This is a genomic window from Enterovibrio gelatinilyticus, from assembly GCF_028683095.1.
Classification (GTDB): domain Bacteria; phylum Pseudomonadota; class Gammaproteobacteria; order Enterobacterales; family Vibrionaceae; genus Enterovibrio; species Enterovibrio gelatinilyticus.
The window spans coordinates 112989-137759 of sequence record NZ_JAJUBC010000006.1 but is presented as its reverse complement, the minus strand read 5'-3'; the positions used below and the strand labels follow the sequence as shown (position 1 = coordinate 137759).

Below are 24771 nucleotides of genomic sequence, written 5' to 3'. Positions count from 1 at the left end.
AACGATATGACAATCGAAATTCTGGTTCCCGACCTACCTGAGTCTGTTGCAGATGCGACAGTTGCAACTTGGCACAAAAAACCAGGCGACGCCGTTTCACGCGACGAAGTTTTGGTCGACATCGAGACCGATAAAGTGGTTCTTGAAGTGCCTGCACCTGAAGATGGCGTGTTGGAAGCTATTATTGAAGAAGAAGGCGCCACGGTGCTTTCAAAGCAGCTTATCGCTAAGTTAAAGGCGGGCGCTGTTGCTGGTGAGCCTACACAGGATGTTCCAGCATCTTCTGAATCATCGCCAGACAAACGCCACACGGCCGCGCTGACTGACGAGCAAAATGACGCACTTAGCCCAGCTGTACGTCGCCTACTTGCAGAGAACAATCTGAACCCTGACCAAGTTAAAGGCACAGGTGTTGGCGGTCGTATCACCCGTGAAGATATTGATGCGTTCTTGAAAAATGGTTCTGCTGCTCCGGCGGCGGCTGCCCCTGCTCAAGTGAAAGACGAAACGCCATCATTGGGTCACCGCAGCGAAAAACGTGTCCCTATGACACGTCTTCGCAAGCGTGTTGCTGAGCGTTTGCTTGAAGCGAAGAACAGCACTGCGATGCTAACAACGTTTAACGAAGTGAACATGAAGCCAATCATGGACATTCGTAAGCAGTACAAAGATGTGTTTGAAGAGCGTCATGGTATCCGTCTTGGTTTCATGTCTTTCTACGTGAAAGCCGTGGTTGAAGCGTTAAAACGCTACCCAGAAGTCAACGCATCTATCGATGGTGAAGAAATCGTTTACCATAACTTCTTTGATGTCAGCATGGCTGTTTCAACGCCACGTGGTCTGGTAACCCCAGTTCTTCGTGACTGTGATCGTCTTGGCTTGGCAGACATCGAAAAGGGCATCAAAGAGTTAGCTATTAAAGGTCGTGACGGAAAATTAACTGTCGAAGATCTGACTGGCGGTAATTTCACGATTACTAACGGTGGCGTATTTGGTTCGCTGATGTCTACCCCGATCATCAACCCACCACAAGCTGCTATTCTTGGTATGCACAAGATCCAAGACCGTCCTATGGCGGTTGATGGTAAGGTTGAAATCCTTCCTATGATGTACCTTGCTCTTTCTTATGATCACCGCTTGATCGACGGACGCGAGTCCGTGGGTTTCTTGGTTACCATTAAAGAGCTTTTAGAAGACCCAACGCGTTTGCTGCTTGACGTATAAGTAGTCCGGCTTCTGTCGGTAACAGGGGACATGACGTCCCCTGTGTGGAAAGCAAATTAGACCTATAAAATGGAAAATAGACACGGATAGAACATCATGAATCTGCACGAATATCAGTCAAAACAGCTGTTTGCTGAATACGGGCTGCCTGTATCAGAAGGGTATGCTTGTGACACTCCTCAAGAAGCAGCCGAAGCTGCTGACAAGATTGGCGGCGACAAATGGGTCGTTAAATGCCAAGTACACGCTGGTGGCCGCGGTAAAGCGGGCGGCGTAAAGCTTGTTAGCGACAAAGAAGAAATTAAAGCGTTTGCACATGACTGGCTGGGTAAAAACCTAGTAACTTATCAAACAGATGCAAATGGCCAACCTGTAAGCAAGATTTTGGTTGAAGAGTGCACAGATATTGCTAAAGAGCTTTATTTGGGCGCGGTTGTAGACCGTGGCACACGTCGCGTTGTTTTCATGGCATCTACTGAAGGTGGTGTGGAAATCGAGAAAGTTGCGGAAGAAACGCCGGAGCTTATCCACAAAGCTGCCATCGATCCATTGGTTGGTCCTCAGCCATACCAAGGCCGTCAACTTGCATTCAAACTAGGTTTGCAAGGCGATCAGATCAAGCAGTTCACCAAAATTTTCATGGGTATCGCTCAGTTGTTCATCGAGCGTGACGTTGCGCTTGTTGAAGTTAACCCATTGGTTATCACTGACCAAGGAAACTTGCACTGCCTAGACGCAAAACTGACTATCGACAGCAACGCTGTATACCGTCAGCCAAAAGTACGTGAAATGCACGATCCTAGCCAAGATGATGCTCGTGAAGCGCACGCAGCTCAGTGGGAACTGAACTACGTGGCACTAGACGGCAGCATTGGCTGTATGGTTAACGGTGCTGGCCTTGCAATGGGTACGATGGATATCGTAAACCTGCACGGCGGTAGCCCTGCAAACTTCTTGGATGTTGGTGGCGGCGCGACGAAAGAGCGTGTAACAGAAGCATTCAAAATCATCCTATCTGACGATAATGTAAAAGCCGTTTTGGTGAACATCTTCGGCGGTATTGTACGTTGTGACCTGATTGCAGACGGCATCATTGGTGCGGTTGAAGAGGTAGGCGTTAAGGTACCTGTTGTTGTTCGCCTTGAAGGTAACAACGCAGAACTTGGAACTCAAAAATTGGCCGATAGCGGCCTGAACATTATTGCTGCGACCTCACTGACTGAAGCAGCTGATAAAGTTGTTGCTGCAGCGGAGGGCAAATAATGTCTGTTTTGATCAATAAAGATACCAAAGTTATTTGCCAAGGTTTTACCGGTGGTCAAGGTACGTTCCACTCTGAGCAAGCGCTTGAGTACGGTACGCAAATGGTAGGTGGTGTTTCTCCTGGTAAAGGCGGCACAACACACCTAGGTCTTCCTGTGTTCAACACAGTGGCTGAAGCAGTAGAAGCGACGGGTGCGACTGCATCTGTTATCTACGTTCCAGCACCATTCTGTAAAGATGCAATCCTAGAAGCTATCGATGCAGGCGTTGAGCTTATTGTGACTATCACTGAAGGTATTCCTACTTTGGACATGCTAGAAGTGAAAGTGAAGCTAGATCAAGCTGGCGTTCGTATGATTGGTCCTAACTGCCCAGGCGTTATCACACCAGGCGAATGTAAAATCGGTATCATGCCGGGTCACATTCATAAGCCGGGCAAAGTGGGCATCGTATCGCGCTCAGGTACGTTGACTTATGAAGCTGTTAAGCAAACGACTGATGAAGGTTTCGGCCAATCTACTTGTGTAGGTATTGGTGGTGACCCAATCCCAGGTTCTAACTTCATCGACATTTTAGAAATGTTCGAAAAGGATCCTGCGACTGAAGCGATCGTTATGATCGGTGAAATCGGTGGTACTGCAGAAGAAGAAGCTGCTGCTTACATCAAAGACAACGTCACTAAGCCTGTTGTTTCTTACATTGCTGGCGTTACCGCACCTCCAGGTAAGCGCATGGGTCACGCTGGTGCGATCATCTCTGGTGGTAAAGGTACTGCGGAAGACAAATTCGCAGCACTTGAAGCGGCTGGTGTGAAAACAGTTAAGAGCCTTGCTGACATCGGCAAAGCACTGCGCGAGAGCACTGGCTGGTAATATTACGAGCACGCTATCTTCGGATAAGCTGAAAGTTCGGATACGCTGAAAGATAAAAACCGCTCTTTAGAGCGGTTTTTTTGTGTTTTGAGCCTAGTAGTTAGGTTGATGAGTGATGAAATTTATTCAACCTGTTTGCGAAACTGACTGAGAAAGAAAAGAAGCCCTGCAACAACGACAACAGAAGGACCTGCGGGCGTGTCTTTGAACCACGAAAGGGCAATGCCTCCGACGACAGATATCATGCCTATACCACTGGCTAGCATCGCCATTTGCTCGGGGCTGACAGCAAAGCGTCGTGCGGTGGCGGCAGGGATGATCATGAGCGAGGTAATAATCAACGCACCAACGAACTTCATGGCAATGGCAATGACGAGTCCAACCATTAACATTAAGATAAGCTTCAAACGGTCAACGTTGTACCCATCGACACGTGCCATGTCTTCATTCACTGTAATCGCAAGTAAAGGTCGCCATAGCAGATAAAGCGCGATGGATACAAAAGCGCAACCTGCAGCAATTAGGCTAAGGTCAGCAAAGGTCACTGATAGCAAATCACCGAACAGGTACGACATAAGGTCGACGCGTAAATCATCAACGAAACTGATAGAAACCAATCCGAGTGAAAGGGAGGTATGCGCAATGATCCCGAGTAATGTGTCGGTCGATACGCTACTTTTCCGTTGAAGGGCAACAAGCAAAATGGCGATTGTTAAACAACTCGCGATCAACGCTAGATTGAGGCTGACTTGCAGCATGAATCCGAGGGCCAGCCCAAATAAAGAAGCATGTGCGAGGGTGTCACCAAAGTACGCCATTTTTCGCCAAACCACGAAAGAACCCAAAGGGCCAACAGCGGCGGCTATCAAAATGCCTGCAAACAGGGGCACGGCAAGAAATTCAAACACCTTAATGATCTCCGTGCTGACAAGGACCTACAGGATTACCAGATAAATCGTGGTCGTGATTATGATGGTGGTGGTATAGAGCTAATTGTTCACTCTCTTTTCGACCAAAAAGTGCCACATATTCTGGGTGTGTTGAGATGGCGTCTGGCGCACCAGAGCAGCAGATGTGATGTTGCAGACAGATAACCTCATCGGTTTTGGCCATGACCAAATGCAAATCGTGAGAAACCATCAATATTCCGCAACGAAGTGTTTCTTTGAGTTTGGCGATCAGGCTATATAACTCTAGCTGACCCGCGACATCTACACCTTGTACGGGCTCATCAAGCACCAATAGATCAGGCTTCTTCAATACGGCACTCGCAAGCAAAATGCGTTGCATCTCACCGCCAGAAAGAGTGTGCATGTTGGCATGCAGTAACTTAGTCGCGCCTACCAAACTCAATGCGTCTTGAATGCTCGAAGCTGTCGCTTTTGGGCTCAACTTAAGAAAACGATCAACGCGCAATGGCAGGCTCTCATTAAGTTGCAACTTTTGGGGAACATAGCCGATGGTGATATTTCCTTGCCGTACAATGGTCCCCTCGCTTGGCGAATTTAGCCCAATAACGGTTTTTACTAGCGTAGATTTACCTGCACCATTAGGGCCGATCAAGGTGGTGATTTTATCTCTATGAAGAGAGAACGTGACGCGATCGAGTACACTTCTGCCATCAAAGATGACCGAGACGTTATTTAGCGTTATCAAGGATGCGGACATAAATTGAGCATGATGTTTAAATTGAAATGTTATAATATTACATTTCTTTCAGTTTTTAAATGTTGGCCCTAAAACCATGAACGCCGTACGTTATATGCAATTCTTAACGATGATTCTGTTTCTTTTTTCTGTTGGGGTCAAAGCTTCGCCTCTCAACATTGTCACCACGATCAAGCCGATTGGGTTAATCGCGCATGATATCGCCGGCGAGTATGCTGACGTGGATGTTTTACTTCCTGATAATGCGTCACCTCATGACTACGCACTCAAGCCTTCAGATGTGAAGAAACTACATCAGGCAGACCTGATTGTTTGGGTCGGTCCAGAGTTGGAACTCTTCCTTGAAAAAATGCTGAATGGCCATACGAATGCACTTCGACTCTCGACGTTTGAAGGCATGCCTGTGCGCTATTTTGATGAGGGAGGCCATGATCAACACGATGGGCACGACCACAGTCATGACGGTATTGATGGTCACCTTTGGCTTGGCCCAGAGCAGAGTAAAGTTATCGGTAAGGCAATACAAATCGCTCTCTCTGACAGTGATCCTGAGCACGCTGCTCAATACCAACAAAACTACGACAGATTTTTGGCCGAGATTGAAAGTGTGCAGTTAAGCATTGCTGAAAAACTTAATAGCAACCCCTCAAAAGGCTACTACCTATTTCATGACGGGTATGGCTATTTTGAAACCGCATTTGGTTTGAAACCAACAGGGCATTTGACTATCAACCCCGATAGAAAGCCTGGAGCGAGGACATTAGTCTCAATCAGAAGTGCCTTAATGGATCATCAAGCCCAATGCGTATTTACTGAGCCTCAGTTCAATCCGGGTCTGGTCGAGAGTGTCACCAAAGGGACAAGTGCAAAAATCGCAGTGCTTGATCCAATGGCGCAAGACTTATCATTGAAAGAAAATCGCTATGTGGACTTTCTTGCTGCTTTAGGTAACAGCTATATTGATTGCTTTGCTCGGTAAGTCTAATAGAGCCGAACGATCCCTGCGGCGATCCCTGCGGCGATGCCTGTAATGAATGAGTCGTGGGGTTATTTGGGTCGCTTGCGGCTCAAACATGCCCTTGTGATATGCATCGCATAGGTGTTTTTGATCAACTAAACTTTCACGGAAAACTGCGAAGATATTGAAACATCACAATAATATTTAGTTAAAGATGTTTTCTCGAATTCACTATCGTATCGCTGGCTCAATATGGACGTTTTTTCTCTTGTTGGTGTTGTCTATTACACCATCAAAGGTTATTGCGTCTCCTATCTTCTACGCTTTTCCTTTTTCCAGCCCAGATGATGTCGACAAGGTTGTCGATATTGAATATGTGCCCAATCATGGTGTTTGGTTGCTCGATAGTGATGGTGCGGTGAGCTTTTATGATGGCGTTCACTACCATCAGCTTTCCGATTTCATTTCGCTTCCCGAAAACAGTATTTCTCGTATTGAGATGTTTGATAACTCCTTGTGGTTTATCGCCAGTCGCACACTTTTTCGTTTTGATGTTGCTGCGAATACACTGGTCGAAGTTCCACTCGGAGATGGCGTTTTAGCCTCTGATATACAGGTTTTTCAGCACACCTTGTGGGTATCAACATCCTCAAATTTGTATCAATTTGTTGAGGGAATAAATGCCCCTAAAGACCTTGGTCATTTGCCGTTGAAGCAATTCTTCGTCAGTGAGGATAACTTAATGGGTTTAAGTGATTCAGCACTGATTGATATGGTTTCAGAGCGGTTATTGTATCGGTTAGAAGAAAATGAAGTAATTTCAGCTCATTACAGTAGGCGTACGTTATGGATAGGTTTTGACACTGGCCTGGTGCAAGTTGTCGATGGGAACATAGTTTCACGGCATTTAGACGGCTTGACGATATCCGCAATCACTGAAAATAGCGACGGCTTATGGGTTGGAACGAATCAGGGGCTTTACCTTAGTGAGGGTAGGGACAGTGATGCGGTCAATTTGTTCATGATTGAAAGCAACACCGATGATCAATTCAGCCTTTCGGGAGACAAAATCACGGATATTGATACTGGGAGGGCTGGAGAAATGTGGATCTCTACAGATTCTGGATTGAACTACCACTCTCCCCGTTCGAAAGATATTCGTCGATTCGCGCTGTCACAGCATTTCCCAGACTGGGGATATACTTCTATTTCTTCTCTGGTGACCTTGCATGGCAAGCATTACATAGGCGCTAAAAGTAAGGTGATTGTGCTTGATGAGAACCTTGACCTTCTTGATTCAACCAAGCTTGATTTTACTATCGAAGAAATGGTTGCCTTGTCTGATTCCCTCTGGGTTGCTTCCGCGTCTGGCTTGTATTCTTTGAATCCGCGTACATTGAAAACCAGTATGGATAATGTACCTGAAAGCCTCAAAGGGATTGCCTTTGATAACATTGTTGCAGATAGCCACTCGCTTTGGTTGGTGACTGAACAACAAGTCTTCCGTTTTTGGCCGGATAGCCAAACTGTTATCAATTTTGGCGCTGATTGGTCGGCACAAAGAAACGCGCAGTTAAATGCCGTGCTCGATCTTGATGAAAAAGGATCGTGGCTGGGTGCAAGCGATGGCCTTCATTTTTATTTTGATGGGCGATTTCAGCAAAGGTTGTCTCGAGAGAGCATTGGCAGTGTTCTTTCTGTTAGTTTGGGCAAGAAAGATGACCTTTGGTTACTGACGACAAAAGGGGTCTATCAATATCCGATTGACGGAGCCAGAGAGCCTGAAAGGGTGTTTGGCAGTCAGCCAGACACGGATGAACAGTGTTTAGCGATGTCCGAAAACTTTGCATATGCCATCACGACGAAAGGCATAGAGCGCTTCGGTTTGATCTCGGGACAACTGCACCATATAGAAGCTGGGCATCGGTCATCATTAGCTGCTAATAATCGGGAGCTATGCGCTTTGGTCAATGAGTCGCTATTGGTTGCAAGTGATTATGGTGTCTTCTTATTACCTGCTAACAAACTAACAGAATTGTTTGATGCCCCCTTACGCACATCAACCATAGGGTCAGTTTCTGTTAATGGGAAGCCGTGGCGATTGGGTGCCATCACGTTAGATCAGGTTTCTATACCAAGTAAGTCATCGGTGATGTTCGATATTGGGAAGATGCCTTTTCGACAATATGAGGGGTTGATTTATCGCTTAGAGGGGGCGAGTGCAGAGTACTGGAATGAAACTAAAGATCAGCATTTGCAATTCAGCGCTTTGGAGTCAGGCGCATATAGATTGATGATAAGAGAGCGTTCACAGGGCGGGCAAACAATTGAACGTGCATTGATTACCTTGGATGTTGTTTCTCCCTGGTATCTACGCTTAGGGGCTGTATTACTCGTCATTATGGCATTATCGCTGTTTGTTATTTGGTACTACCGTCGTAAAACGGAATTGGTGAAATTACACAACCTCCAACTTCGCCATACCGTGCATCAAAAAGTCATTGAGATTGATAGACGTGAATCGTTGATTAAAAAGACAAGCCAGGATCACGCAGAAAAGACAGCAATAGCTAATACGTCTGAATTTGACGTGCTACACGATGGGCACTTTTGGCAATTTCTACAATATGCTGATGCGAAAGATAGAATGGGAATAGAAACGTTAGAAAAGAAAGAGGGAAAATGCCTAGAACAGACGCAATGGCAAAAGGATGTTCTAGAAACGATTTCCACCCACTTTCATGATCCAGATTTCTCACTTGCTGTATTGGCGAAAGCGTTTTTCACATCGGAGAGAAGCTTGCAGCGACGTTTTAAATCAGAGTTTGGTTATACGTTTAAAGAAGCGCTCATTTCTGCACGTTTAGCGAATGCGCAACGCATGCTGTATCAAGGTGATAAAATAGTTAATGTCGCCATAGCTTGTGGTTTTAATGAGCCGTCTTACTTCACGAAGTCATTTAAAGCAAAGTATGGCTATACGCCATCGCAATTTCGAGAGAGATGTGAAAGTCGAGAAGTTTGATGATTTTGATTTATACAACAAGAAGGGATGCATGAAAAAAAGAGCGTGGTATAGCCGACTGACTATACCACGGGCGTCAAAGACACCTTCGCTTGCTGCCGGAGGTGTGTGGGAGTCCCTCACACCGTCTGGAATTAACTTGAGTTCATTAAAACGGTTCATCCCTTTCTCGGCATAGTAATTTCCCGCCATTATTTCATTCCGATTAAAAACCTCGATATTTTTTGGACTCAGTCCAATATTTATCGTCAACAAAAACACACTAATGCCAATTAATTGACGAAATTAACGATATTGGTAGGGGGGTGTTACTTCATTTTTGCTTTCACCTGAGTCTTGAAATTGGTCAATCTCGTTGAGATTTTCACGAGATTGACAATGGATTTGACGTATTTGACGAGTTGCGTTTTCTTCATTGTGCAACAGCCAAGGTTTTATTGATCAAAAACAACTTTCCTATTGCAACATTTTGCAATACTTTGCTCGTAAATGTTTATGATTCTCATTTGGGTTGTGATTATGAAGCTTTCGGAGCTAAAACCGGGTTTGAGCGGGCAGGTAGTGTCACTGTCGAGTGTGCCTTCTATACCACGCAAGAAGTTAATGGCTATGGGGTTGTTGCCAGATACGGATGTTCAGGTTATTCGCCTTGCGCCGATGGGGGATCCAATACAAATCCGTGTCCTTGGTTGCGATATTGCGCTTCGAAAGAGTTTAGCCAATCAAATTGAGGTAACGATGCATGCAAAGTAAGCAGTTACTAACCGTTGGTAACCCTAACTCGGGTAAAACCACGCTGTTTAACCGCTTGACTGGGAGCCGACAAGAGATTGGCAACTGGGCAGGTGTCACGGTTGATAAAAAAACCGGCACTGCACTCCTTGGTGAAGACGCATGTGCATTGACGGACTTACCGGGCATATACACATTAGACAATGCCGATGGTGAGAACAGCCTTGATGAGTCAATCGCTATTTCTGCGCTATTTTCATTGCCTAGTGATTTGATCATTAACGTGCTTGATGCGAGTTGTCTCGAAAGAAGCTTGTACCTTACGCTGCAGTTACGTGAGTTAGGACGACCAATGGTTGTCGTTTTGAACAAGATGGATATCGTTAGCCAACAAGGTTTTCATCTCGATACAGAACGACTGGCTCAAGCATTGGGTTGTCCTGTTATGAGTGTCACAGCGACAGACCCTTTGTCAGTTAGTGCGCTTAAAGTCGCCCTGTCTGAAACAATTAATAGTAGTGAACCTCTTTCTGCGATCTCGCTGGATTACGGTATTGATGTGGAATCTTCCATTTCTACGCTGTCTGTCGGTTTGCAGCAGCAAGGTGCAACGTATGAAAGGGCTAAATCGATTCGCCTTTTGACTGGCGATCGTGCGTTACTCAATCAAATGGCGGTCGAAACGCACACCTTGCTAAATAATGTGCGTGAGAAACAACTTGAGAAGGTCGACGTCGACCTTGTTATCGCGAATGTGCGCTATTCGAAAGTCGCTGAAATCTGTCATCAGTGTAAAAAGCAGATCATCCCGCTTAAAGCGCGTATTACCGATGCGATAGACAACGTCATTTTGAGCCGCTATTTTGGCTTACCCATCTTTTTCCTCATTATGTATTTGATGTTTATGTTTTCGATAAACATAGGCAGCGCTTTTATTGATTTCTTTGATATCAGCACCGGCGCATTGCTGGTCGATGGTGCGCATTTCTTATTGGATAGTCACTTGCCAGTATGGTTGGTCACCTTGTTGGCTGATGGCGTAGGGGGTGGTATTCAAACCGTCGCAACCTTTATCCCCGTTATTGCCTGTCTCTATCTGTTTATGTCTTTGCTCGAAAGCTCTGGTTACATGGCTCGTGCTGCCTTTGTGTTGGACAAAGCGATGCAAAAAATCGGCTTGCCGGGCAAAGCATTCGTTCCATTAGTTTTGGGTTTTGGGTGCAATGTTCCGGCGATCATGGCAACGCGAACGCTTGACCAAGAGCGGGAGCGCCGACTGGCAGCGGCAATGGCACCTTTTATGTCATGTGGCGCTCGTTTGCCAGTCTATGCGCTGTTTGCAGCGGCTTTCTTCCCTGAAAATGGCCAGAACGTGGTGTTCTTACTTTACCTTTTGGGTATTGCGATGGCGGTATTTACCGGCATGGTGCTTAGACGCACAATCTATCCAGGTGATAGTGATGCATTTATGATGGAAATGCCGCGCTATGAATGGCCTCGTTTGAAAGATGTTGGACTTAAAACTTGGCACAAGCTAAAACGTTTCGTGTTGGGCGCAGGGAAGACCATCGTGGTCGTGGTGACCGTGCTGAGCTTCATGAACTCTCTGGGTACTGATGGATCTTTTGGAAACCAAGATTCAGAGAACTCAGTGCTGTCTAAAGTTGCTCAGACTGTGACCCCGATATTTGCGCCAATCGGTATTCAAGAAGATAACTGGCCTGCCACCGTCGGTATCATTACCGGGATCTTTGCAAAAGAAGCTGTCGTAGGGACGCTAAACAATCTCTATGCATCGCCAAGTGATGCCGGTGTGTCTGACTATGATCTTATTGCGAGTTTACAAACGGCACTGCAGACAATTCCCGAAAACCTGTTAGGACTTAACTTTTCTGATCCTTTGGGGCTTGATGTTGGTGATTTACCCGATCAACAAGCTGTGGCAGAAGAGCAAGATGTTGATTTGAGCATCTTTGCTAACCTAAGCGTGAATTTCACAGCGGCAAGTGCCTTTGCATATTTGGTGTTTATATTGCTTTATACACCGTGTGTGGCAGCAATGGGTGCATACGTGCGTGAGTTTGGTCGTCCATTTGCCGCGTTTATTGGCAGTTGGACCATGTTGCTCGCTATTGTCTGTTCAACATTGGTTTATCAAGTGGGCATGATTTTGGAAACGCCAATGCAAAGTGGCGTTGCCATTGCGGGCAGCCTGATGGTGATGTGGGCAGCGATACATTTGCTTAAACGCCAAGCCAAGCGAGAGTTGGTGGGGAATGCACTGGCATTATGATTCTTGATGATCTTCGTGACTATATCAGCGCAAACCCTCAATGTTCGCTGTCAGAGTTGGCAAAACATTTTTCACTGTCAGAAGATGGCATTGATGCAATGCTAAATGTTTGGGTCAAAAAAGGTCTGCTAAAAACAACGATATCTCAATCTAGCCGAGGTGTTGAACGTCGATATCAATGGGTGATAAACCAAGAACTAGGTATCACTGTGATTCAGTGAAATCTGAAATACACTGGTGACGGGCTAAGTGATTGGCTTCGTGATCATGATAAAATCGACGATAGAAAAAGCGCAGTGAGATAATGACTGCGCTTTTTTTTGTCCAGCAAGAGGGCAGCAATATGTTGGCACGCTATGGCTGGTTTTTTAGAGATTTCCCAGAAGCAATTTTACGATGTTGCCGGTGAAAACCCGTCGATTTCATTAAGGTGTGCTTTCCACATTTCAACAACCGCGGCTTGGCTTTCATCGTTTCGTGTTATTCCTTGAGTGTTACCCCAAACGGGAGCAGGCCAAGCAGCGTCATCTTGAAAGCGAGCAATATGATGTACATGCAGTTGAGGCACCATGTTTCCTAACGCCCCCATATTTAACTTGTCAGCGTTTGTGTGAAATTCTAGCTTCGCTGCCAATAGTGAGGATTCACGCATGAATTGCTGTTGGTCTGTATCGCTAAGATGGTGTAGTTCAGTGACTCCATCGACTTTGGGTACCAAAATAATCCAAGGCCCTATGTTTTCTTTGCTGAGCAAAATACGGCAAAGTGGAAAATCACCCAGCCAAGTCGTATCTGCCTCTAAACGCGGATGAAGCTCAAACGTCATTTTGTTTTCTCTTCTTTTTCAAACTCACTCAAAATTACTGTCAATTTTCATAAATGTAAACCAATGACAGAGATAAAACTCTGTGATGATGGAATGAAATGGAATTGCGCAATTGTCATAGAAAAATCACAAAAACCGACACCTATCGGCGATTAAGACATCGTTTTTCTGATTTCGGATTAGGCTAAAGAGAATGAAGGTGACGTTGAAAAGGCTGCCAAGCCTGCATCGTGGGAGCAAGCATGGATTACATAGAAGTGCTGGACTTTTGGTTTGAAGACGCAGAAGCGCCACAAACCAATGACACTATCAAAGCGATGTGGCTTTATGGGGACGAAAGTTCGGATAACTTCATTCGTGAACGTTTTTTGCCTTACGTGAGCATGGCGGGTGAGGGTAAGCTCTCTCAATGGCTTGAATCACCACTTGGTGCACTTGCTCATATCATTTTGTTGGATCAGTTCAGTCGACGAGTCTATCGAGGGCTGAGCGCCGCTTTTCGCTATGACGAATTTGCGCTTGCGTTGTGTAAGCGAGGGCTAGCGATGGGGCAGGACCAGAGTCTGCTGCCAATTCAAAGGGTGTTTTTCTACACTCCGTTACAGCACTCCGAATACGCGGAAGACCAAGAAGAGGCGCTGTTTAGATTCAGTCAATTGTGCCAATCAGCGGAGCCGTCTGAAGCGGGCTTATTTGAGAATTTCTACAGGCAGGCACGGAATCACTACGAAATTATACAGCGCTTTGGACGCTTTCCTCAGCGCAACGCATCGTTAGGTCGCTTGTCGACTGAGAATGAAATGGTGTGGCTTGCGAATGGTGGCGCGAAATTGGGACCTTAGCTTCATATTGCGCAATGGTAGATAAGTCCACATCGCGGTTAGAGCCAAACAATCAATGTGAACTAACAAACAACCTCAACGCTCAGAGAGATCTGACATCAGGTAAAGGTTGCTTGTGTTCGTCTCGTTTAGCGAACCATCGGCATCACTCGGTTTCTACCCCGATGTTTGGCGTCATACAATGCTTCATCAGCCCTTGCTAAAAACTGGAAGCCTTGCTCTCCCATCGCGCGTTCAGCAATGCCAAAAGAGGCGGTAATTGAGTTGATTTTTTTCCCTGTGCGTTTGTCTGTGACAGAAAGACGCTCCAAGGCTTTCCGCGTTTTCTCAGCAATTAACCAAGCCCCTTTTATAGAGACATCGGTAACCAGCACTGAAAACTCTTCGCCGCCAAATCGATATACCGTTGCCACTTCTTGCATATTTTGTTCAAGCTTGTTCGCTACGATCTTGAGGACACCGTCGCCCATTTGGTGACCAAATTCGTCATTGAACAGTTTGAAGTGATCGATGTCGACCATGATAAGACAAACGTTATTGTTATTATGAACATGTTCGGCAAGTGCCAAATCAAAGGCGCGTCTATTGAGGCAGCCTGTTAGTGCATCATGGGTAGCTTGCTTACGGTAGTCTTCCAACTGTTGCTTGAGTTGTTCGATTTCTGTTCTTTGTGCTTTTACATGCAGTTGGTACTGCTCGGTTGCCGCGAGGAGATCTTGCGAGCCTTGTAAAAGATCGTGGGTGATTTTTTTACTTTCATTTCCTTGAAGATTGCGATTCTTTACGCCTTCCAATTTGGTAACGGAAGAGTTCAGAATGTCTTGGAATTCTTCAGTATTGGATACGGTTGTATCCATGCTACTACCAAGGTCTGCGGCTAAATCCTGTACTTTTTGGCGGAACGTATCGAGTTCTTTCGTTGCGTCATCAAGTAAATACGTTTCGATGAAATCGTCACATTGTTCGACGGTGCAAAGCCCGTCCTTTTTTACGATGGCATCAACCGCGCGATTTAGGGCGGGATGGGTACCAGCACAATAGGCATACCACAATGAAAAGTAGTGCGGTGTAGTTGGTACTTTATATTTCACCATCAAGGGTACTGCGCGTTTAAATACCCTTGTGGCTTCAATCAAAGCATATTCATTCATTCCAGATTCTCACTTCCATGTCAAAGCTATCAGTAATGATATGCACAAACCGTACGCCGTGTTAGTTGAGAACGAAAAAAGCCCCAATCTTTACGATTGAGGCTCTCATTTTGTGAACAGGGTTCAGATTTTTGTTTACATGCGTTCCAGCGTGTTGATACCTAGAAGGCTAAGTCCTTGCTTGATGGTTTTGGCTGTCAGCGCAGCAAGTTTCAAGCGGCTTTGCTTTGTTTCACCTTCGGCATTAAGTACTGGGCAAGCTTCATAGAAGCTAGAGAAAGTACCTGCAAGCTCAAAGAGGTAGCTACACATAATATGTGGCTGACCTTCGCGTGCAACGGATTGAACCGCTTCTTCAAATTGCAGCAATTTAGACACCAATGCTTTTTCTTTTTCATCAGCGATGATGATGTTGCCTTCAACCGCGTTTGCATCAATGCCCGCTTTAGCGAAGATAGAAGCCACACGTGTATAGGCATATTGCATGTAAGGCGCAGTATTACCTTCAAATGCCAGCATGTTATCCCAATCAAAGATGTAATCTGTAGTGCGGTGCTTAGAAAGATCAGAGTACTTAACTGCTGCCATGGCAACGGTTTCAGCGATGTTTGCTTTTTCTTCCGCAGACATGTCTGGGTTTTTCTCTTCGATCAGTTTCTTTGCACGCACCTCAGCTTCATCTAACAGATCAGCCAAACGCACTGTGCCGCCAGCACGGGTCTTAAATGGACGACCATCTTTACCCAACATCATGCCAAATGCATGGTGCTCTAAGCTCATTGATTCTGGGATATAGCCAGCTTTGCGAACAATAGTCCAAGCTTGCATCAAATGCTGGTGCTGACGGGAGTCAATGAAGTACAGCACACGGTCGGCATTGAAGGTTTCGTGACGGTATTTGGCGCACGCGATATCGGTGGTAGTGTACAAGAAACCACCATCACGTTTTTGGATGATTACACCCATAGGCTCACCGTCTTTATTCTTGTATTCATTAAGGAATACAACGGTTGCACCATCGCTTTCTTCAGCCAAGCCTTTTTCTTTTAGGTCAGCCACAATACCTGCAAGCATGCTGTTGTACATGCTTTCACCCATCACGTCTTTGTCAGTCAAAGAAACATTAAGACGGTCGTAATTGCGTTGGTTTTGCTCAAGGGTGATTTTAACCAGTGTCTGCCATTTCTCTTTGCAGTACTCATCACCACTTTGAAGGCGAACCACATAATTACGTGCCGTTTTGGCGAATTCTTCATCTTCGTCGTACAGTTTCTTCGACTCACGGTAGAAACCTTCGATATCGCTAAGATCCATCGAAATATTGCCACCTGCCGCTTCATGGCGCTCAAGGTTGGCAATCAACATACCAAACTGTGTGCCCCAATCACCAAGGTGGTTTGCGCGAATAACGTTATGACCCAAGAACTCAAGGGTGCGAACGACGGCATCACCAATAATGGTTGAACGAAGGTGTCCAACGTGCATTTCTTTCGCTACGTTAGGCGCAGAGTAATCAACGACAATGTTTTGTTTTTGATCTTCAGCAACACCTAAACGGCTGTCAGCCAACGCGATCTCGGCTTGCTGGCCTAACCACTCAGGGCTCAGGAAGATATTGATAAAACCTGGGCCTGCAATTTCAGTTTTCGACGCAATGCCTTCAAGGTCCAATACATCCAGTACTTTTTGCGCGAAATCACGAGGATTACCACCAAGCTTCTTTGCTACGCCCATGATGCCATTGGCTTGGTAATCACCAAATTGTGCTTTTGCCGATTGACGTACTGCAGCTGGGCTGCCTTCTGGTGCACCGGCTGCGACCATAGCTGCCGATACTTTTTCATTGAGAAGGGCTTGAATATTCACGTGTTTACCTTAATTTTGATACCCGATTGACTCTAGCATGACCTTCGGCCATGACGGTGAGCTTACTGGCAATGGTACTAAAGCAAAAATCCGTCAACGATACCCAATGAAAAGCGCTCATTGCAGGGCATGGTTGACGGCTTTAATACCGTGCGTTCAGCACCGAAAACGGGTGCAGATTGATAGGCGTAATAATACCCACAAATAGATGTAGTTTGAAACCCATATACGGTGAAATACCGTGATTTCATTGTCGCTGAGTCTTGTTCATTTTCTTGCAGTGTGTTTCTGGAGAAATTTCACTCATTCGATACGCAATGGTAATACGTTTCTCGCAGTGGGATACTTGGCGTGATTTTTTGACTAACTAAGAGATTTCCATGTCAGCACTAACCGTTGATCGCCTTCTTTCTTCACTTGAACCTTTTAGTCATCGTTTAACGGCGTTGTTAGAAACGCTGGGCATCGATCTTACACCGTATGAAGCCGACCATATAGCGCTTCGCGTTAACGACATTGGCCTTGCCAAAGAGCTGCATCAAGCGTGGTTAATTCACGGTGAGGAAATATCCGTGAATAACATTAATGGTCGTCCCATCGTAGTCATTAAGACGCGTGATGCTTTATCGTTTGGAGAGTGGGAAACACGCTGTGTTGAGCTACCGTATCCGAGTGAAAAAATGTATCCAGAAGAAGGATGGGAACATGCGGAGTGGGTTATCCCGTCTAACGCCACTACTCCTGAAGCGTTATTGGAGGATATCTTCTCGCTGTTTCCGTCACTTCAATCACATTGGGATGAACTGAAAGATAAAGGCGTAAAGGTGAAACTGAGTTCGCCTTCAGGCGAGGGAGAGCGCTTGGCTAACCCTACCGTGGCATTCAAGGCAAATGGCGTGTGCGTCAAGCTGCATCCGGTAACGCTAGAACAAGTGATTGAGAGTGAACAGTAGAAAAAACGGATTTTCAATTAAGTAGAGGGGCAAATAGCCCCTCTAACTATATGTATACAAGTGCGATGCGGTGTTTACAAAATTACGGTCTTGTTGCCGTACACGAAGACTTTGTCTTCCAGTACCAAACTTAATGCGTTGCTCAATACCGTTTTTTCGACGTCACGTCCTGCTTTTACCATGTCTTCAGCGCTAAATGTGTGGTCAACGTGCTTAATGTTTTGGTCGATGATAGGACCTTCATCGAGATCATTGGTAACGAAGTGCGCCGTCGCGCCAGTAATTTTCACGCCGCGCTGGTATGCCTGATGATAAGGGCGAGCACCAATAAACGCAGGTAAGAAGCTGTGGTGAATGTTGATGATTTGACGCGGGAAGCGTGCAACAAAGTTTGGTGTCAATACACGCATAAACTTCGCCAACACGATGTAATCAGGTGAATATGAATCGATAATGTCGATTACATGATTCTCATGCTCTTCGCGCTCCACGTTTTCATGACTCACAAAGTGGAACGGAATATCGAACTTCTCAGTTAATGCCGCAAGGGTATTGTGGTTACCAATGACAGCAGCGATATCAACTTCCAGAGAGCCATCATAGGCTTTCATCAAAATGTCGCCCAAGCAGTGAGATTCTTTGGTGACAAGAATGACAACACGCTTGCGACGTTTAGCGTCAACAAGGCTACGATGGCTGCCTGCTGGTAATGCCTGATCGATATCCATTAAGAAGGTTTCATCTTTAAAGATGCCTTCAAGCTCTGTGCGCATAAAAAACTGCCCAGTGCTGTGATCAACGTATTCGTTGTTATGGATAATGTTGAGTTGATGTTTGTAACAAATGTTGGTGATTTTGGCGATGAGGCCTTGCGCGTCCGGACAATCCGTCAGCAGAGTCTTTCTTTCCATAGAAGCGTGAATCTCGCGAAGTCAAAGTGGTGCTGTAAAGCAAATACGGTTTCCATTTGTTTTACGCTGAATTTTCCATTAGGTCAAAAAATCTGGGTTGATGGTTTGGGTAGACGGAGAGATTGCCCTCGTTTTTTCATCTTTATGCTCTCACTCTTAAACCTTTCCCGCTTGATGAATGGCAGCGTGATGGGTTTGTTGGCATAATGCAGTCCTTTCCAATACTGTACATATGACCAATGATTTCGAAGGTTTTCTCCACAACAGGTGCGCTCGCGAAAGCGATTAAAGGCTTTCAGCCCCGCCAACCGCAAACAGATATGGCGATGGCTGTCGAGCGAGCGATCAAAGATAGCTCACAGCTGGTGGTAGAAGCGGGAACAGGTACAGGCAAAACCTACGCCTATCTCGCGCCTGCACTGCTTAGTGGCAAGAAAACCATCGTCAGTACGGGGTCGAAGAACCTCCAAGAGCAACTTTTTCATCGTGATTTACCCTTGATGATGAATACCTTAGGCTTTACGGGACGTGTGGCGTTGCTAAAAGGGCGTTCCAACTACCTTTGTCCTGAGCGATTAGGGCATCAAGTGGTCGAAAGCCATGATGGACAGGCGGATCCCACGTTACTCACTCAGCTGATTAAAGTGCGTAGCTGGTCGTCTGAGACAAAAACAGGGGATTTAGGGGAGTGTGATGATTTGGCGGAAGATAGCCCAATCATTCCTACCATTACATCAACGAACGACAATTGCCTTGGCAAAGAATGCCCAAGCTACAAAGAGTGTTTTGTTGTCAAAGCCCGTAAAAAGGCGATGGATGCTGACCTTGTCGTGGTGAACCACCATCTCTTCTTAGCCGATTTAGCCATCAAAGAGACTGGGTTCGGCGAATTGATCCCAGAGGCGGAAGTGTTCATTTTCGATGAAGCCCATCAGATCCCAGACATTGCCAGCCAATACTTCGGTCAAAGCCTGTCTAGCCGCCAGATCCAAGAACTCGCCAAAGATATTCATATCGCTTATCGCACTGAATTACGAGATACCAAACAGCTCGACAAAGTCGCCGATCGCTTGTCCCATTCGGCATCGGATTTGCGCATTGTGCTCGGCGAGCCCGGCTTTCGTGGTAACTGGCGTGAAATTAGCACCTCTCCAGCAGTCGCTCGTGAGTTGGTGAGATTGGCTGATGCACTCACGCTTGCGTACGATGTGATCAAGCTGTCGCTTGGACGCAGCCAGTTGCTCGATGCGGCATTTGAGCGCACAACATTACTAAAAGCGCGATTGGAGCGACTCAGCGATACCACGATTCCTGGGTATTCCTATTGGTATGAGTGCAGCCGTCACCATTTTAGTTTGAACATTACGCCGTTGTCTGTGGCGGAAAAGTTCCGCGAACAAATTCAGATGCAGCAGGGCGCGTGGATATTTACGTCAGCGACGTTAGCGGTAAACGATGATTTTAGTCATTTCAGCCATCGCTTAGGGTTAGAGCCCGCTGAGCAATTCACACTACCAAGTCCATTTGACTATGAAACTCAGGCTATCTTGTGTGTGCCTCGGTTCTTGCCCGAGCCAAACAGTTACGGGCTGGCGGATAAGCTGGTGGACATGTTGGCGCCGCTGATAGAACAAAATAACGGTCGCTGTTTTTTCCTTTGCACGTCTCACCAAATGGTACGCGATTTGTCGGAAGGATTTCGCGAACGTTTTGATTTGCCTGTGTTGGTGCAGGGTGAAATGTCGAAACAGAAGCTATTGGCTGAGTTTATCGAACTTGGGAATGCGTTACTGGTGGCGACAGGCGCGTTCTGGGAAGGGATCGACGTTAGAGGACAAGCGCTGAGCTGTGTTATTATTGACAAATTACCGTTTACATCGCCTGACGATCCTCTGTTGAAAGCGCGAATTGAAGACTGTCGCCTGCAAGGTGGAGACCCGTTCTCGCAGGTTCAAATCCCTGACGCGGTGATTACATTAAAGCAGGGCGTTGGTCGGTTGATCCGCGACAGAAGCGATCATGGCGCACTGATTATCTGTGACAATCGTTTAGTGAGCCGTCAATACGGCGAGACATTTTTGCGCAGCTTGCCGCCTATCCCAAGAACGCGAGATTTGGCAAAAGTCAGTGAGTTTCTCATGGCTATTGATGCTAGCGAGAATGACGCTAGCGATGAACGAGATGAGCAATAAGCGTTATTAAGGCGCATGTAAACAAAAGAAACAATTAACAGACATAAATAACTACGATGTTGCTCAAACTACAGCGACACCCGAGGCGTAAATGACTTCTAAAATTCTTGCCGTCGATACGGCAACTGAAAACTGTTCTGTGGCATTAAAAGTGGGTGACGAAACGATCGCTCGCTGTGAAATTGCGCCACGTGAACACACCACGAAAATCTTACCAATGGTTGATAGCGTATTGGCAGAAGCCGGCTTAACGCTGAATCAATTAGATGCGTTAGCATTTGGTCGTGGGCCAGGAAGTTTTACCGGTGTGCGCATTGGTATCGGTATTGCGCAAGGACTAGCGTTCGGTGCGAACTTGCCAATGGTGGGGGTTTCTACTCTGGCAGCCATGGCGCAGCAGGCGTATCGCCGTCACCAAGCTGACCACGTGCTTGCAACCATTGATGCACGCATGAATGAAATTTACGCAGGTGGCTTTCAACGTCTTGATAACGGTGACTGGACAACGGTTGTGGAAGAAGCGGTATTACCTCCGGCACTGTTCAATCCGCAACTGGCAAATGCCTCATGGTTTACGGCAGGAACAGGCTGGCAGGCCTACCCAGATTTGATAAGCCAGCTACACTTAGAAACAACAGATAGCGGCGTTTTGTATCCAGAAGCTGAAGACATGCTTATTCTTGCGTATCATGCGCTTGCGCGTGGTGAGGCTGTGGATGCAGAACATGCAAGCCCTGTTTATCTGCGTGACACCGTAGCGTGGAAAAAGCTACCTGGTCGCGAATAATTCTGCATTTTCGTTTGCAGCTAGGATAAAACGAGCCGAGAAGAGCAGCCATGGTTTCAATTCAAGGACTACCGCAACCGATTCAGCGTCCAGCGAGTGCAGGGCGTAAAAAATCACAGAAGGCGCAAGCAGGAGCTGAGGTTACTCAGCCAACGGTTGTTGCCAAAGCGGTGAGTCAAGGAATTCGCAACCCAGAGCTCGCACAAGACGCCCACCAACAGATCCATTATGATTTACCCGATGGTCGAAGCCGGCATGCGCTTCTCTCCTACATGGAGGTGAAGAATCAAGCGAGGCGTGAGGAAATTATGGCAATGTTTGGTGTGGACGTATTTGTATGAATGCGGGATAAATTCAACTCCTCGTACCACTTAATTAACCTCGTCTGTGATAGGCTTCGCGCCCTCTGAAAACAGAGCGAAGCCGATACAGCTTTCAGCAGTGCATCATGGTATTAGAACAAAAACAATTTGCAGTGAGGTTTGGGAATCTCGCCGCGCAGGTTTGTCTGTCTGAGACTCAAAAGCCTATTTTGCTAATGCTTCATGGCTGGCAAGACAATAGCGGAAGTTTTGAACCTCTTGTTCCCCTGCTAACCGAACATGTTGACCTAGTGATGCCTGACTGGCCTGGACACGGCTTGTCTGATCATAAAGGTGCCGACAGTTTTTACCCTTTCTTCGACTACGTGGATGATTTGCACCAACTGATTTTACAGTTGGGTGATAGAGAGATCTTCCTCGTTGGTCATTCATTGGGCGGATTGGTTGCTTCATGTTGGAGTGCCGCGTTTCCAGAACGTGCGAAGGGGTTGGTGATGATTGAGGCACTTGGCCCGATGTCTGAACGAGACGACAAAGTGGTTGATCGTCTTCGTCATGGCGTCGAAAGTCGCCAAAAAATTAAAGCACCGAGAAGTTTGCCGTCATTGGATGCGGCGTTAAAGTTGCGCCGTGGCATTAATAAAGTATCCATTGAAGATTTAACCCCTTTGGTGACCCGTGGCATTCAGCAAGTGGGTGAAGAGTGGCGTTGGAGACACGACGCCAAGCTAAAGACAGAATCGATTTATCGTATGTCGATGCACCACGCGGAACACCTCATCAAAGGCATACAATGTCCAGTTCTCGCGATTATTGGCGACGACGGATATCCAGAATTACGCAGCCCACTCGCTGAACAGCGCAAAGAGTGGTTTAAGGATTTGACCGTTGAAATGGTAAGAGGTACACACCACTGCCATCTTCAAAGTCAGGAGAAAACTGCTGCGTTGATCATTGATTTTGTGACAAAGCTACATCTCACAAAGTGTGGTGATGTTAATTGATTGTTACTCGTGGTCTAATTGGGTGTTAAAACACTCGTTTGAATTTTTGCTTCTGACGTGGGCCAAGACCCGCGATATTAAATAGGAGAGATCAAGTGGATAAGGTTTGGCATAACCGCTACCCATCAGATGTACCAGCGGAAATTACCCCGAACATGTACCCATCTTTGGTAGAAATGTTTGAAAAGTCGGTTCAAAAATATGCCGACCAAACTGCCTTTATTAACATGGGGCAGGTCATGACTTTCCGCAAGTTGGAAGAGCGCAGTCGTGCATTTGCGGCTTACCTGCAAAACGATCTTGGTCTGAAAAAAGGCGACCGTGTCGCTGTGATGATGCCTAACTTGCTGCAATACCCTATTGCGTTGTTTGGTATTTTGCGCGCTGGCTGTGTAGTGGTTAACGTTAACCCGCTATACACCCCGCGTGAGCTTGAACACCAATTAAATGATTCAGGCGCTGCCGCGATCGTTATTGTGTCGAACTTTGCTCACACGCTTGAAAAAGTGGTTGATAACACGAGCGTTCGCCACGTGATTCTGACCAGTTTGGGCGATCAGCTTCCTCGTGCGAAAGGTACAATCGTTAACTTCGTGGTGAAGTACATCAAGAAGATGGTGCCGAAATACAGCCTGCCACATGCTACCTCAATGCGCCTTGCTCTCAAGAAAGGCCGTCGCATGCAGTACGTGAAACCGTTTATGACGGGCGACGATATTGCGTTCCTGCAATACACGGGCGGTACGACAGGCGTGGCAAAAGGCGCGGTGCTGACGCACAAAAATATGCTGGCGAACGTGGATCAAGCCAAAGCCATGTATGCGCCTGTACTTCAAGAAGGGCGTGAACTCGTTGTGACTGCGCTGCCGCTGTATCACGTATTCGCGTTGACAGTGAATGGCTTGTTGTTCATTGAGATGGGCGGTCAGAATCTGTTGATCACCAACCCTCGTGACATCCCAGCTTTCATTAAAGAGCTAAAACAACATCCGTTTACTGCTATCACAGGCGTGAATACCCTGTTTAATGCCTTGCTGAACAATGAAGATTTCCATGAATTGGACTTCTCTAAGTTGAGTCTGACCGTCGGCGGTGGTATGGCCGTTCAACGTGCAGTGGCTGAACAGTGGAAGAAACTGACTGGCAAACACTTATTGGAAGGTTACGGCCTAACCGAATGTTCACCATTGGTTGCTGCCTACCCGTATGACTTGAAAGACTACAATGGCTCAATTGGCTTGCCTGTGCCTTCAACCGATGTTCGTATTGTTGATGATGAAGGCAATGTTGTGTCTAACGACCAAGTTGGCGAGCTTCAAGTTAAGGGCCCTCAGGTGATGCAAGGTTACTGGCAGCGTCCTGAAGCGACCAAAGAAGTGCTGACTGACGATGGTTGGTTATCAACGGGCGACGTGGTGAAGTTTGACGAAGATGGTTTCTTACATATCGTTGACCGTAAAAAAGACATGATTTTGGTATCGGGCTTCAACGTATACCCGAATGAAATCGAAGACGTCGTTGCGCTGCATGGCAAAGTGTTGGAAGTGGCCGCGATTGGCCAGCCACATGAAACCTCAGGCGAAATCGTCAAGATTTGCGTTGTAAAGCGTGACCCAAGCTTGACCAAAGAAGAGTTGTTGGCGCATTGTCGTGAGCATCTTACGGGTTACAAAGTACCTAAGATTGTCGAATTCCGTGAAGATTTGCCGAAAACCAATGTCGGCAAAATTTTGCGTCGCGCGCTGCGTGAAGAGCAAGAGGCGAAACAAGCAGAAGCATAAACCCCTCGTGCGCTTTGATGTTGAAGGGCGTACAATAAAGGGCATATGCCTTTGAAAACATGCTGGCTTATGCCAGCATGTTTGCTTCTGGCCCCATACC

Annotated in this window: 21 protein-coding genes; 15 read left to right on the top strand and 6 right to left on the bottom strand. The window is 46.5% G+C overall.

The window, feature by feature from the left end; translation table 11 throughout:
• Positions 1 to 6 precede the first annotated feature (6 nt).
• The 3 genes from odhB to sucD all read left to right on the top strand — a co-directional run bounded on the left by odhB (position 7) and on the right by sucD (position 3359).
• Positions 7 to 1224: a 2-oxoglutarate dehydrogenase complex dihydrolipoyllysine-residue succinyltransferase gene (gene odhB / locus LRP50_RS07335; RefSeq protein ID WP_274163808.1), complete on the top strand. Its 1218-nt coding sequence runs from the start codon at positions 7 to 9 to the stop codon at positions 1222 to 1224.
• Positions 1225 to 1320: 96 nt separating this feature from the next.
• Positions 1321 to 2487 carry an ADP-forming succinate--CoA ligase subunit beta gene (gene sucC / locus LRP50_RS07330; protein ID WP_274163807.1) on the top strand — a complete coding sequence of 389 codons (1167 nt, stop codon included), beginning with the start codon at positions 1321 to 1323 and terminating at the stop codon, positions 2485 to 2487.
• A complete protein-coding gene (sucD, locus tag LRP50_RS07325; protein ID WP_274163806.1) occupies positions 2487 to 3359 on the top strand; it encodes a succinate--CoA ligase subunit alpha in 873 nt (290 codons plus the stop codon). The genes sucC and sucD overlap by 1 nt, the downstream gene beginning before the upstream one ends.
• A 122-nt stretch (positions 3360 to 3481) precedes the next feature.
• Here the strand turns inward: sucD and znuB are convergent, their stop codons facing one another.
• Entirely contained in the window at positions 3482 to 4267 is a 786-nt protein-coding gene (gene znuB, locus LRP50_RS07320; protein WP_274163805.1) for a zinc ABC transporter permease subunit ZnuB, read from the bottom strand.
• 1 nt (position 4268) lies between these two features.
• Positions 4269 to 5027, bottom strand: a complete 759-nt coding sequence (gene znuC / locus LRP50_RS07315) for a zinc ABC transporter ATP-binding protein ZnuC (RefSeq protein ID WP_274163804.1) — start codon at positions 5025 to 5027, stop codon at positions 4269 to 4271.
• A 109-nt stretch (positions 5028 to 5136) separates the two neighbouring features.
• On the opposite strand from znuC, the gene znuA reads away from it, so the two are divergent.
• The 5 genes from znuA (at position 5137) to LRP50_RS07290 (ending at position 12256) form a co-directional block, all read left to right on the top strand.
• Positions 5137 to 6006, top strand: coding sequence for a zinc ABC transporter substrate-binding protein ZnuA (gene znuA, locus LRP50_RS07310; protein ID WP_274163803.1), 870 nt, complete (start codon positions 5137 to 5139; stop codon positions 6004 to 6006).
• Between the two features lie 193 nt (positions 6007 to 6199).
• Entirely contained in the window at positions 6200 to 9010 is a 2811-nt protein-coding gene (locus LRP50_RS07305) for a helix-turn-helix domain-containing protein (RefSeq protein ID WP_274163802.1), read from the top strand.
• Between the two features lie 519 nt (positions 9011 to 9529).
• Positions 9530 to 9763 (top strand): FeoA family protein, encoded by a 234-nt coding sequence (locus tag LRP50_RS07300; RefSeq protein WP_274163801.1) that lies wholly within the window; start codon positions 9530 to 9532, stop codon positions 9761 to 9763.
• A complete protein-coding gene (gene feoB / locus LRP50_RS07295) occupies positions 9753 to 12035 on the top strand; it encodes a Fe(2+) transporter permease subunit FeoB (RefSeq protein WP_274163800.1) in 2283 nt (760 codons plus the stop codon). Before LRP50_RS07300 ends, feoB begins: the two co-directional genes overlap by 11 nt.
• Positions 12032 to 12256, top strand: coding sequence for a FeoC-like transcriptional regulator (locus tag LRP50_RS07290; RefSeq protein ID WP_274163799.1), 225 nt, complete (start codon positions 12032 to 12034; stop codon positions 12254 to 12256). The genes feoB and LRP50_RS07290 overlap by 4 nt, the downstream gene beginning before the upstream one ends.
• Before the next feature lie 170 nt (positions 12257 to 12426).
• Here LRP50_RS07290 and LRP50_RS07285 read toward each other — a convergent pair whose 3' ends face one another.
• Positions 12427 to 12861 (bottom strand): HIT domain-containing protein, encoded by a 435-nt coding sequence (locus tag LRP50_RS07285; protein ID WP_274163798.1) that lies wholly within the window; start codon positions 12859 to 12861, stop codon positions 12427 to 12429.
• Between the two features lie 242 nt (positions 12862 to 13103).
• On the opposite strand from LRP50_RS07285, the gene LRP50_RS07280 reads away from it, so the two are divergent.
• Positions 13104 to 13703 carry a DUF924 family protein gene (locus tag LRP50_RS07280; protein WP_274163797.1) on the top strand — a complete coding sequence of 200 codons (600 nt, stop codon included), beginning with the start codon at positions 13104 to 13106 and terminating at the stop codon, positions 13701 to 13703.
• Between the two features lie 128 nt (positions 13704 to 13831).
• Here the strand turns inward: LRP50_RS07280 and LRP50_RS07275 are convergent, their stop codons facing one another.
• Complete coding sequence (locus tag LRP50_RS07275; protein WP_274163796.1) at positions 13832 to 14854, bottom strand: GGDEF domain-containing protein; 1023 nt, start codon at positions 14852 to 14854, stop codon at positions 13832 to 13834.
• A gap of 135 nt (positions 14855 to 14989) precedes the next feature.
• Positions 14990 to 16720 carry an arginine--tRNA ligase gene (argS, locus tag LRP50_RS07270; protein WP_274163795.1) on the bottom strand — a complete coding sequence of 577 codons (1731 nt, stop codon included), beginning with the start codon at positions 16718 to 16720 and terminating at the stop codon, positions 14990 to 14992.
• Between the two features lie 380 nt (positions 16721 to 17100).
• Here argS and LRP50_RS07265 point away from each other — a divergent pair, with 380 nt between their 5' ends.
• Positions 17101 to 17673: a VOC family protein gene (locus tag LRP50_RS07265; protein WP_274163794.1), complete on the top strand. Its 573-nt coding sequence runs from the start codon at positions 17101 to 17103 to the stop codon at positions 17671 to 17673.
• A 74-nt stretch (positions 17674 to 17747) separates the two neighbouring features.
• Here LRP50_RS07265 and purU read toward each other — a convergent pair whose 3' ends face one another.
• On the bottom strand, positions 17748 to 18584 hold the full coding sequence (purU, locus tag LRP50_RS07260) for a formyltetrahydrofolate deformylase (protein WP_274163793.1): 837 nt from the start codon (positions 18582 to 18584) through the stop codon (positions 17748 to 17750).
• Between the two features lie 239 nt (positions 18585 to 18823).
• Here purU and LRP50_RS07255 point away from each other — a divergent pair, with 239 nt between their 5' ends.
• From LRP50_RS07255 to fadD, 5 genes are all read left to right on the top strand, one after another.
• Positions 18824 to 20776, top strand: a complete 1953-nt coding sequence (locus LRP50_RS07255) for a DNA repair helicase YoaA (protein ID WP_274163792.1) — start codon at positions 18824 to 18826, stop codon at positions 20774 to 20776.
• A gap of 91 nt (positions 20777 to 20867) precedes the next feature.
• Entirely contained in the window at positions 20868 to 21563 is a 696-nt protein-coding gene (tsaB, locus tag LRP50_RS07250) for a tRNA (adenosine(37)-N6)-threonylcarbamoyltransferase complex dimerization subunit type 1 TsaB (RefSeq protein ID WP_274163791.1), read from the top strand.
• A gap of 50 nt (positions 21564 to 21613) precedes the next feature.
• Positions 21614 to 21904, top strand: coding sequence for a chromosome segregation ATPase (locus LRP50_RS07245; protein ID WP_274163790.1), 291 nt, complete (start codon positions 21614 to 21616; stop codon positions 21902 to 21904).
• Between the two features lie 107 nt (positions 21905 to 22011).
• A complete protein-coding gene (locus LRP50_RS07240; RefSeq protein ID WP_274163789.1) occupies positions 22012 to 22890 on the top strand; it encodes an alpha/beta fold hydrolase in 879 nt (292 codons plus the stop codon).
• A 95-nt stretch (positions 22891 to 22985) separates the two neighbouring features.
• Positions 22986 to 24671 (top strand): long-chain-fatty-acid--CoA ligase FadD, encoded by a 1686-nt coding sequence (gene fadD, locus LRP50_RS07235; RefSeq protein WP_274163788.1) that lies wholly within the window; start codon positions 22986 to 22988, stop codon positions 24669 to 24671.
• The last annotated feature ends 100 nt before the right edge of the window (positions 24672 to 24771 follow it).

Coding starts and splice junctions, on each gene's coding strand:
- odhB (WP_274163808.1), top strand. CDS start 7: ATGACAATCGAAATTCTGGTTCCCGACCTACCTGAGTCTGTTGCAGAT.
- sucC (WP_274163807.1), top strand. CDS start 1,321: ATGAATCTGCACGAATATCAGTCAAAACAGCTGTTTGCTGAATACGGG.
- sucD (WP_274163806.1), top strand. CDS start 2,487: ATGTCTGTTTTGATCAATAAAGATACCAAAGTTATTTGCCAAGGTTTT.
- znuC (WP_274163804.1), bottom strand. CDS start 5,027: ATGTCCGCATCCTTGATAACGCTAAATAACGTCTCGGTCATCTTTGAT.
- znuA (WP_274163803.1), top strand. CDS start 5,137: ATGATTCTGTTTCTTTTTTCTGTTGGGGTCAAAGCTTCGCCTCTCAAC.
- LRP50_RS07305 (WP_274163802.1), top strand. CDS start 6,200: ATGTTTTCTCGAATTCACTATCGTATCGCTGGCTCAATATGGACGTTT.
- LRP50_RS07300 (WP_274163801.1), top strand. CDS start 9,530: ATGAAGCTTTCGGAGCTAAAACCGGGTTTGAGCGGGCAGGTAGTGTCA.
- feoB (WP_274163800.1), top strand. CDS start 9,753: ATGCAAAGTAAGCAGTTACTAACCGTTGGTAACCCTAACTCGGGTAAA.
- LRP50_RS07290 (WP_274163799.1), top strand. CDS start 12,032: ATGATTCTTGATGATCTTCGTGACTATATCAGCGCAAACCCTCAATGT.
- LRP50_RS07285 (WP_274163798.1), bottom strand. CDS start 12,861: ATGACGTTTGAGCTTCATCCGCGTTTAGAGGCAGATACGACTTGGCTG.
- LRP50_RS07280 (WP_274163797.1), top strand. CDS start 13,104: ATGGATTACATAGAAGTGCTGGACTTTTGGTTTGAAGACGCAGAAGCG.
- LRP50_RS07275 (WP_274163796.1), bottom strand. CDS start 14,854: ATGAATGAATATGCTTTGATTGAAGCCACAAGGGTATTTAAACGCGCA.
- LRP50_RS07265 (WP_274163794.1), top strand. CDS start 17,101: ATGTCAGCACTAACCGTTGATCGCCTTCTTTCTTCACTTGAACCTTTT.
- purU (WP_274163793.1), bottom strand. CDS start 18,584: ATGGAAAGAAAGACTCTGCTGACGGATTGTCCGGACGCGCAAGGCCTC.
- LRP50_RS07255 (WP_274163792.1), top strand. CDS start 18,824: ATGATTTCGAAGGTTTTCTCCACAACAGGTGCGCTCGCGAAAGCGATT.
- tsaB (WP_274163791.1), top strand. CDS start 20,868: ATGACTTCTAAAATTCTTGCCGTCGATACGGCAACTGAAAACTGTTCT.
- LRP50_RS07245 (WP_274163790.1), top strand. CDS start 21,614: ATGGTTTCAATTCAAGGACTACCGCAACCGATTCAGCGTCCAGCGAGT.
- LRP50_RS07240 (WP_274163789.1), top strand. CDS start 22,012: ATGGTATTAGAACAAAAACAATTTGCAGTGAGGTTTGGGAATCTCGCC.